This window comes from Clostridium sp. 1001270J_160509_D11 (genome assembly GCF_015667935.1).
GTDB lineage: Bacteria > Bacillota > Clostridia > Peptostreptococcales > Peptostreptococcaceae > Intestinibacter.
In genome coordinates, this window is sequence record NZ_JADPET010000105.1 from 1 (window position 1) to 10,391 (window position 10,391).

At 28.5% G+C, this 10,391-nt stretch carries 9 protein-coding genes, 1 riboswitch and 1 other annotated feature; all 9 genes read right to left on the bottom strand.

The genetic code is table 11. The annotated features are described in order from the left end of the window. Positions 1-137 precede the first annotated feature (137 nt). The 9 genes from argF to I4U58_RS09915 all read right to left on the bottom strand — a co-directional run bounded on the left by argF (position 138) and on the right by I4U58_RS09915 (position 10,292). A complete protein-coding gene (gene argF, locus I4U58_RS09875; protein ID WP_195931137.1) occupies positions 138-1,163 on the bottom strand; it encodes an ornithine carbamoyltransferase in 1,026 nt (341 codons plus the stop codon). A 148-nt stretch (positions 1,164-1,311) separates the two neighbouring features. Then, positions 1,312-1,521 (bottom strand) — a binding site (T-box leader). Between the two features lie 253 nt (positions 1,522-1,774). Next, a complete protein-coding gene (locus tag I4U58_RS09880; RefSeq protein ID WP_195931138.1) occupies positions 1,775-2,650 on the bottom strand; it encodes a MurR/RpiR family transcriptional regulator in 876 nt (291 codons plus the stop codon). A 96-nt stretch (positions 2,651-2,746) separates the two neighbouring features. Next, on the bottom strand, positions 2,747-3,319 hold the full coding sequence (locus tag I4U58_RS09885; protein ID WP_195931139.1) for a class I SAM-dependent methyltransferase: 573 nt from the start codon (positions 3,317-3,319) through the stop codon (positions 2,747-2,749). Between the two features lie 14 nt (positions 3,320-3,333). Next, positions 3,334-4,047: a pseudouridine synthase gene (locus I4U58_RS09890; protein ID WP_195931140.1), complete on the bottom strand. Its 714-nt coding sequence runs from the start codon at positions 4,045-4,047 to the stop codon at positions 3,334-3,336. A 157-nt stretch (positions 4,048-4,204) separates the two neighbouring features. Next, positions 4,205-4,774: a hypothetical protein gene (locus I4U58_RS09895; RefSeq protein ID WP_195931141.1), complete on the bottom strand. Its 570-nt coding sequence runs from the start codon at positions 4,772-4,774 to the stop codon at positions 4,205-4,207. 128 nt (positions 4,775-4,902) lie between these two features. After that, complete coding sequence (gene lysA, locus I4U58_RS09900; RefSeq protein ID WP_195931142.1) at positions 4,903-6,201, bottom strand: diaminopimelate decarboxylase; 1,299 nt, start codon at positions 6,199-6,201, stop codon at positions 4,903-4,905. A gap of 56 nt (positions 6,202-6,257) precedes the next feature. Beyond that, positions 6,258-7,451: an aspartate kinase gene (locus I4U58_RS09905; RefSeq protein WP_195931143.1), complete on the bottom strand. Its 1,194-nt coding sequence runs from the start codon at positions 7,449-7,451 to the stop codon at positions 6,258-6,260. A gap of 74 nt (positions 7,452-7,525) precedes the next feature. Beyond that, positions 7,526-7,694: riboswitch (Lysine riboswitch) on the bottom strand. A gap of 109 nt (positions 7,695-7,803) precedes the next feature. Next, positions 7,804-8,415, bottom strand: coding sequence for a hypothetical protein (locus I4U58_RS09910; protein WP_195931144.1), 612 nt, complete (start codon positions 8,413-8,415; stop codon positions 7,804-7,806). A gap of 179 nt (positions 8,416-8,594) precedes the next feature. Further along, on the bottom strand, positions 8,595-10,292 hold the full coding sequence (locus tag I4U58_RS09915) for a hypothetical protein (protein ID WP_195931145.1): 1,698 nt from the start codon (positions 10,290-10,292) through the stop codon (positions 8,595-8,597). Positions 10,293-10,391 lie beyond the last annotated feature (99 nt).

A 10,391-nucleotide genomic window follows, 5' to 3' on the forward strand; every position in this document is an offset into this window, starting at 1 on the left:
GATCTATATTTTTTTAGTAAGGAATAAAACTTTTTAAACTTAATATAAATACAAATTAATAGAGTTTTTCTTTAAAAATATGTATTATTTAAAAAGGCTTATATCAATATAATTATTAATATAAGCCCTTTGATTTATTATTTATGGTTAACAGAAATATCTACATCTGCTAATGTAGCAACCATTATTGCTTTTATTGTGTGCATTCTATTTTCAGCCTCATCAAATACTTTTGAATACTTAGATCTAAAAACTTCATCTGTAACTTCTAATTCAGCCAAATTATATTTTTCATATATTTCTCTTGCCACTACTGTTTCTAAATCGTGAAATGATGGAAGACAGTGTAAAAATATAACATTTTCATTTTTAGTTTTATTTATCATATCCATATTTACTTGGTAGTCTTTTAATAAGTTTATTCTTTGTTCGTATTGTTCTTCTTCTCCCATAGAAACCCAAACATCAGTATATATAACATCTGCACCTTCTACATCATCTATATCTTCTGTTAGATGAATACTTCCCTTAGTTACTTTTGCTACTTCTTGCATTTCGTTTACTAATTCGTCATTTGGCCACAATTCTTTTGGTGCAAGTGATACAAATTTCATACCCATTTTTACGCATCCTATCATAAGCGAATTGCCCATGTTGTTTCTCGCATCTCCAATATATACAAATTTTATCTTGTCAAAAGGTTTATCTACATGTTCTGAAACTGTCAACAAATCTGCTAAGATTTGAGTTGGGTGGTATTCATCAGTAAGACCATTCCAAACAGGTACTCCTGAATATTTAGATAAACATTCTACTGTTTCTTGTTTATATCCTCTAAATTCTATACCGTCAAAAAATCTTCCCAATACTTTTGCTGTATCTTCCATCGACTCTTTTTTGCCCATATGACAATCTTTTGGACCTAAATAAGTCACATTAGCTCCCTCATCATGTGCAGCTACTTCAAACGAACATCTAGTTCTTGTAGATGCTTTTTCAAATATTAAAGCTATGTTTTTACCTTCTAATAAATTATCTTTTATTCCTATTTTCTTTTTAGTTTTTAGATAACTTGCAAGTGATAAAAAATATTTTATTTCTTCTTTTGAAAAATCTTTTAGTGTTAAGAAACTTTTCCCCTTTAATTCTATTTTTTGCGCCATACTATTCTCTCCTTTTATTTATATTATTTATTAGTAAAAAAGCCCCTCAGTTTTAAAAACTAAGAGGCGATTATTCGCTGTACCACTCTTATTGATAAATTATAGTTATAATTAGATTCATATATGCAAAAAATCTCTTAGTTAAAAACTAAGAGACGAAATTTTCCGCGATACCACTCTATTTAATAAAATAATTTATCCACTCTGACCTTTAAGGCAGGTATACCGACTATCATACTAAAATTTCAGATAATCTTCTCAAAAGCTCTATTCACAATAAACTAAGCTATCGGGCTTCCACCATCCCCAACTCTCTATAAATAAATTTAAAGCTACTCTTCTTTTTCATTGAATTTTAAATATTAAAAATCTTTTTATTAATAAAATAGTAGTTAATTTAGTATGTAATGTCAATTATTATTTTTAAAAATTCACTTTGTTTATGGCGCCAACGACTTTGTCCGTTGCTTAAAATTCACTTTGTTTATGGCGCCAACGAATCAAAGATTCCGTTGCTTAAAATTCACTCTAATTTTATTAGAATTAAAAAATGTCGTAACTTGATATTTGTATATCAAATTACGACATTTAATTATCTTAGATTATTATTTTTATTCATATACTACGTATTGTTCCCAAATTTGCTCTAAATCGTGGAAATACTTTTTAATATCGTCTGTTTCTTTCATGGCAACTGATATTATAAGTGCATTAGCAACACTCATAGGTGCTACTAATGAATCTACAAATGATGCCATATTGCTTTTTGCAAGTAGTATATTATCTGATAGTGATGCAATAGGAGCAAAAGCACTATCTGTTATAGATACTATGTATGCACCTTTACTTTTAGCGTATTTTGCAACTTGATGCGATTGTTTTGAATATCTAGGGAAACTAAATACTATAAGGATATCATCTTCGTTCATTCTCACTATTTGTTGATAAGGATCTCCCATATCTATTCTTATTAATTGTACATTATCTAGTATTACATTTAAATAAAATGCTAGATATTGTGCTACTGTAAATGAGCTTCTCATTCCTAATATATAAATTTTTCTAGATTTTAATATTTTATTAGATGCCTCTTCAAATGCCTTTTCATCTATGTCTTCTGATGTAGCTTTTATATTATCTATATCACTTTTTAAAACTTTATTAAGAATTGTTGAATCATCTGAATAGTCTTCATTTGCCATTTCGACTCTTTGAACAGTCGTTAATTTGTTTTTTATTAGTTCTTGTAGCCCTTCTTGTAATTTAGGATATCCAGCATAACCTAGTGCATTTGCAAATCTAACTACTGTAGATTCACTAACACCTACAGTATCACCTAGTTTGCTAGCTGTCATAAAAGCAACTTTATCGTAGTTATTTATTATATATTGTGCTATTAATTTTTGACCTTTACTAAGCCTTGGATATTGTGCTTGTATTATGTTTATTAATTGTTTATTGTCATTTTGTAACTTTTTCTCATCCATATATTTCCCTCTTTCCTATTCAATAGCTACAAACTTTTTAATTTATTATATCACTATTCTTTCTTTATTTATCTGTATTCTTTAATTTATATATATTTATCCTTTTTTCTCTATTAATAAAAGTTCTGGTGGATTATTTATTTGGTTTATAAATTTAGTGCATAATACATTGAAGTAATTTTGATCTAGAGTTTGTGTAAATTCATAAACTGCATTTTTTTCTTCCATTCCACCTTCGTGTCCGCTATAGATTGCAATACTCATAACTCCATTTGGCTTAAGTAGGTCTAGACCTTTTTTGATAGCTTCTAATGTAGTATCTGATTTTGTTATTATTTGATGTTTAGCCCTTGGAAGATAACCTAAGTTAAATACTATACAAGATACTTCTTCTTGTACATATTTGTCCATATTTTGGTGTCCATCTAATATAAGTTCTACATTTTCAAGTTCTTCTCTAGCTACTTTTTTTGATGTAGATTTTATAGCTTCTTCTTGTACATCAAAGGCATATACCTTTCCTTTTGGTCCTACTTTTTTTGCAAGATAAACAGTATCGTATCCATTACCCATAGTAGCATCAATTACTACATCATCTTCATTTATTATATTTTCTAAGTAAATCTTATTTACTTCTGTTACTTTATTTATATATTTAGCTCTTAACATATACTACCTCTTCTTTAAATACTTTTTAAATATTTAACTTCATCTTCTGTTAAATATCTGTATTTACCTATTTCACATTCACCTATTCTTATTTTACCCATTGCAGTTCTTTTAAGTCTAAGTACAGGATGGTTTATAGCTTTACACATCTTTCTAACTTGACGATTTTTACCTTCATGTATTTTTATTTCTAAAAGAGATACATTTGTTTTTTCGTCGTATCTTATAACTTTTAGTTTTGCCGGTGCTGTAACATAGTCTTCTATTTTTAGACCGCTTTTAAACATTTTTATTTCATCAGGAGTTAACTTACCTTTAACTCTCGCTACATAAGTTTTGTCTACTTCGTGTTTTGGGTGAGTAAGTTTATAAGTTAAATCACCGTCATTAGTTAAAAGTAATAATCCACTAGTTTCATAATCTAGTCTTCCTATTGGATAAACTCTTTCTTTTATGTCTGTAACTAAATCTAATACACTTTCTCTATCGAATTGGTCTTTTACAGTAGTTATATATCCTTCTGGTTTATTTAAAAGTATATATACAAGTTTATTTTCTTCTTTTATAATTTTATCATCTACTTTTACTACATCATTTTCTTCATCTACTTGATAAGAAAGTTCTTTAACTATATTATCATTTACTTTTACTTTGCCTGCTAATATTAATTCTTCGGCTTTTCTTCTCGATGCAACTCCGCAAAGTGCAATATATTTATTGATTCTCATTTTTTCTCCTTTAATCTATTTAAACTTTGTTCATCTTCAGTTCATATCATATTTAGCAAACTTATTGTAATATAAGTTTCATTAATTAACAAGATGAAATGAAAAAAAAGTTGCTATATTAAGCAACTTTTCCTTCATTTGTTTGATTTATAAGTTTTTAAAATTTAAATATTTCACCTAATTTATTTTTTATACTATCAATTATATTTGTATCATCAGACTCTTCTTGTTTGTTTTCATCTTGATTTTTATTAGGTTTTTCATTTTTTTGTTGATTTTGTTGCCAAATGTAAAATTCTTCTTCTGATTTTTCTACACCTTTTTTGGCAGCTTCTTTTGCATTTTCTTTTCTTATATTAGATGCCTCTTCAAATTCACTTTGTGACTTTTCTAGTTCGTTTTTTAAACTAGCTGACTCGACTTTTATCTTTTGTGAACCATTATTTAAATTTACTATTGATTCTAAAGATTCAATCCCCTTATTGTAAAGCCCTTTTTCTTTGTAGTATTCAGCTTCAGGCATCTTTATAGCTTGCATATACATAGCCCTTGCAGTTTCGTTTTTAGAATCCTGCTCAAGAGCTTCAGATAAATACTTTTGAGCCTTTACATATTCGTGACTTTCAAGTGCAGTTTGTCCATTTTTAAGCGCTGATGATTTTTTATTTTCACATCCTACAGAAAAAATCATCAGTACAATTAATATAATTAAATATTTTTTATTCATAGTTATACCTCCGCAAACGCCAGAAAACTTATTTAAACTTTCTAAATGTATAGATTAATTATATAACTACAAAATATAAAATATCAAACGTCATAATTGTAACTTGTGTTATCATAATTGTAACTATTTTATACTTCTAATGCCAATAAATCTTCGTAACTTTGTCTTTTGCATGATAATTCATCTTGACCATGTTTTACAAATACAACAGGATTTTTCGGTATTTTATTATAATTTGAGGCCATAGAATATCCATAAGCCCCAGTATTTGTAGTTATAAGAATATCTCCACTTTCTATATCGCCTATTTCTGTATCTGATATTAATATATCTCCACTTTCACAACATTTTCCAGCTATAGTTACTTTATGATTATTACCAATTTTATTTATTTTATTCACTACAGCACATTCATATCCTGCTTGATATAAAGACGGTCTTATATTGTCAGTCATTCCCCCGTCTACACTTACATAAGTTCTGACATTTTTTATTTCTTTTATTGAGCCTATTGTATATATTGTACTTCCGGCATTTGCTACAAGAGATCTACCTGGTTCTATTATAAGTTTTGGTCTTTTTATATTTAATTCTTCACAAACCTCATCAGCTTTATTTATTATAGCCTCACAAAACTCAGTTATCGTCTTAGGTTTATCGTCTTTTGTATAATAAACACCTATTCCGCCGCCCAAATCGACTTCTGTAAGGTTTATATCAATGTTATTTTCGTTTACTTCTTTTACTAATTTAAGCATTATCTCAACTTCATCTAAGAACGGTTTTATTTCAAAGATTTGTGAACCTATATGAGCGTGTATTCCCACTAGCTCTATATTTTTGTATTCTTTTACCTTCTCTATTGCTTTATAAAAATCTCCATTTATAAGTGCAAAACCGAATTTAGAATCGATTTGTCCTGTTCTTATATATTTATGAGTGTGAGCATCGATTCCCGGAGTTACTCTAAAATAAATCTTTTGTGTTTTGTCGTTTTCTAAGCAGAACTTTTCGATTAAATCAAGTTCATAGAAATTATCGACTACAAATCTTCCAACGCCTAATTCTATCCCTAACTTTACTTCATCTATTGTTTTATTATTTCCATGAAATAATATATTTTCCATAGGCATACCGGCTTTATATGCAGTGTATAATTCTCCACCAGATACTACATCTAAATAAAGACCTTCTTCTTTTATAAGCTTGCACATATATTTAGTTAAAAATGCCTTCCCTGCATAAGCGACACTATTTCCGTTTTCTTTTACTTTAAAAGATTTAGTGTATTCTCTACAATTATTTCTTATTAATTCTTCATCAAATACATAAAGTGGAGTTTGATATTTTTTCACAAGATCAAGTGTACTTACTCCACCGATATAAAGTACATTATCTTTTATTTCCATAGTTCCTTGAAGTCTCATGTTTATCCTCCCAAATAGACTCTTTTTATATAAAATTAACTAATATTTTTTATTATTTATACATTAAACTCTTTTGCTATTTCGCTTATAGCGATATCTGTATATTCAGAGCTTATAGCACAAGTTATTCTTATTTCTGATGTTGTTATTAATTTTACTTTTATTCCGTTTTTTCTTAATATACTGAATACTTTAGATGCAACACCGCTAGTATGCTTCATCCCTAATCCAACTAAAGATAATTTTGTTATATTTTCATCTATTATAACTTCATCTTGTGGTGCATAAGTTGATACTATTTCTTTTGCAATAGCTAAATCTTCTTTTGGTATTGTAAATGAAACAGTTATTTTTGAATTCATTGGAGCAGTTTGACTTATCATATCCATACTTATATTTTTGTTTGCTATATTTTCAAATAAATCTACTACTTTTTCTTCATCTATATCTAGAGTTATTGCAACATCATCATCACTTGTTGCAAGACCTGTTATTACTTTATCTTCTAATTTCATGTTTTTTATCCCCCTTATATATGTTCCTTTTATATCACTACATGATAAACCTACGTATAATTCTATTTGATATTTTTGAGCAAGCTCTATACTTCTTGAGTGCATAACTTGTGCACCTAAGCTAGCAAGCTCTAACATCTCTTCATATTCAATTTCTTCTAATTTTTTAGCTTCTTTAAATTTTCTTGGGTCAGTAAAATAAATTCCATCTACATCTGTATATATCTCACATTTACCGTTTAATTTTACAGCAAGCGCAACTGCAGATGTATCAGATCCACCTCTCCCTAATGTAGTTATGTCTCCTCTTTCATCTAATCCCTGAAATCCTGTAACTATTACTATTTTATCTTCTTCTAAAGACTCTTTTATCTTACTTACATTTATATCATCAATTAAAGATTTTCCATGAGTTCCACTTGTGTGAATTTCTAATTGATAAGCATTGTAACTTACTGCATCACATCCCATAGATTTTAAACTCATAGCTAAAAGAGATGCAGATATCATCTCTCCAGTAGACATAAGAACATCTAACTCTCTTTTATCTGGATTTTTAGTTATATCCTTTGCAAGGCTTATATAATCGTCTGTAGTATCTCCCATTGCTGAAACTACGACTACTATTTTAGAATCTGTTTTTTTTCTTTCTATTAATCTCTTTGCAATATTTGTTATTTTTTCAGTTGTTGCAACTGAACTCCCACCGTATTTTTGTACTATTATATCACCCATTATTTAATCCCCCTTAATCTTTTTGGGTATGAAAAACGCCCAAAGGAATACTTTGGACGTTTAAGAAACAAAGTAAACCTTGTAGCTCATCACAGATATGTGACAGACTCATACATATTATGCATAAATCCAGCAGCAGACTTCGCCAAGTCTACAACTTCGGCTCTAAAATCCTTTCTTTATAAATCGTAACTTGCCAGCTCCTTATAAATACTTTTATTTTAAAGCGCCTCTACCCTAGGCTTAAAAATTAAATTAATAATATAATTTAATCATATTATTTAATATTTTGCAACCATTATTTTGGCAATTTTTAGTATTTCTTGCGCAATTAAACGGATTTTTCTATATATTATAAATATTTAAACAAAGAATGTAAAGCAATATCAATAAAAAAAACATTCTTAGGCTTATCTTCTAGAAAATTATATTCATCTGCATTATTTGTAACAACTATTATATTGGGTACCATAAAAAACGGTATAGTTGTTTTCGATAAGTCAAATTTCAAACTACTGTATTTTGAAAAATCAATTTTGTCATTCAGAGGTATATCAAATAAAACCTGTTTTCGTCTGTAAAAATTATCTATATATTCAATATATAGATGATAATTATGCTCTCCAATATTTATATTCCTATAAAATCTTACTATTTCAAACTTAGCTAGTTTTAATTTTACTGCTATATCAGATCCTATTAATGTCTTTACTAAATCCTCTCCTTCATAGTATTCGCAGCTTCCATTAATATAATATAAATAAGAATTTTCCCTATACCCTCTATAGTTGATATTGCATGGAAATTTAACTAAAATATAATCATTGCACATTCTTCGAAGCGTTTTTCTAAGTGTTTTCTTTTTAGAATCTCTTTTATAGTTGTATAGTTTATTAAATTGATTTTCAGTTAAACATCTTAGCCTACTAATTATAAAGAGTATTTCCTTTTCAAGTACATTCATACAAACCTCTCCATAAGATGATATATTGTTGTTTAATATATTATATTAATATTGGAAAAAAACTCTACTATTTTAAAAGACCTAACTATATTATATTTATTAAACTTAAAAAATATGTGTTGTATATAAAAAAAGTGTACTTACAAATAAGTACACTTTTTATTGGTTTTATAAATTAATTAATTTTTAGTAGAACTATTTTCTTTATTATCTTTACTTTCTTGTGTAGAGTTATCTTCTTTATCTTTATTGGATGATTTATCTAAGATACTGTTATTTATGAATTTTGTTATGTTTATTGTAGTTGCATCTGTCTTTGTATAAGTTATAGTTACATTATCACCTATATTTGTAATAGGAAGTTCATTAGATATTTTTGAAGTTCCTTTAAATATAAATTTATTGTTGTCTTTTAAAGTAAAGTAGTAAGTAGTTGAGCCACTTTGGACATCTGCATTAATTCTCTCTATAGTATCTGTAAGTTCTATATTATCTACATCAGTTTCAAATTTTAAATCATCACCCTCAGCTTCTAATGCGTCTTTATAAGCTGCTAGTGCTTCTTTTTTATTATCTCCAACACCTAATACACTGTAGTCTTCTACTGATATAAATGCTACACTCTTGACAAGTCCTGCTTTGTCTTTTAGTGCGCATACATATGTAGGTGTTCCGTATATGTTGTACATAACAGGGAAAGTAGCATCGTAATTTTTTTCTTGTACTTTACCTTCTGCCGATGTCATGGCTGCTGTTTCTGTTGCACCTGTCTGCATATAAAGTTTGGCTTCTTTTGTTCTAGAGTCGACTAACATAAATCCTACTGTAGATTCATCTCCTCCTGAAGAAGTTATTCCTGTATACCAATATGACTTGCCGTCATCGCCATATACTAAAGATGCTCCCTCTGTAGGAACTAATACTCCTTCTTCAGAAAATACTGAGTTTATAAATCCTTTTACATATAATCCCCAATCTTTTATTTGGTTTATTACTAGAGATTCTGGTTGTATTCTATCTACCCATTTTGGAGTGTTTTCTATATCATATACGTTTAAGTCACCTGTCTGTGCATCTAATATAGCTACTCCTACTGCGTCAGAACCCGAAAATCCTACTTTGTGGTCGTATAATGTTACAACCCAATAAGGTCTACCATTGTCATCTACTTCTAGTGTAAATTCTGTCATACCGTAGTTTACAACACCTTTTACGTATAGATATCTGTGTAGGTCTTGTAAGAAGTAAGCCTCTGGTTGATATTTTATTTTTATAGGTTTTCCGTCTAGTGATTGAACTAATCTGACATCTTGTGGATCTGTAGCAGAAACCATTACATATCCATCAGTACCGTCTAAGTTAGTAATCCATTTTATTATATCTCTATGTACTAGAGGTGCTATCCAATAAAGTTCTCCATTTACACTTTGAATGTGGAAAGTACCAAGTTGTGAAACACTACCTATTGCTGGTATTTCACCAATTTTCTTTTCGCCAAGTTTCATAGCCATATCTTCATCTACTATACGTATATCGTTTACATTTACAGGACTTACATCTTCTGTAAATTCACTTTCAGATACTTCACCTATTAAGTTTCTATATGCATTTGCATGTAAGATAGGTGTAGTTATGAAAAATGGAACGATTACAACTAAAGCTAGTAAAATTAAGGCTATTATAAAGTTGTTTTTTGCAAGTTTTGAAGTATTAGAACTTCTATCAAACATCATGTCAATTATGCCGGCTAATACAAAGAATAATATTAATGTTGTAAAGCCTGATGTAAAATCAAGTCGAAGTACTGGTAACTTGATAAACGCATATATTAAAACTATGATAAATGCAATTCCATAAGATTTTAAATATTTTTTCATTCTTCCTCCTCGTAAATATTTTTACTTTTTTTTAATTTATGATATACTAGACAGGCAATATATCAGAATAACTTTATTAATATTAGACAATTATATAAT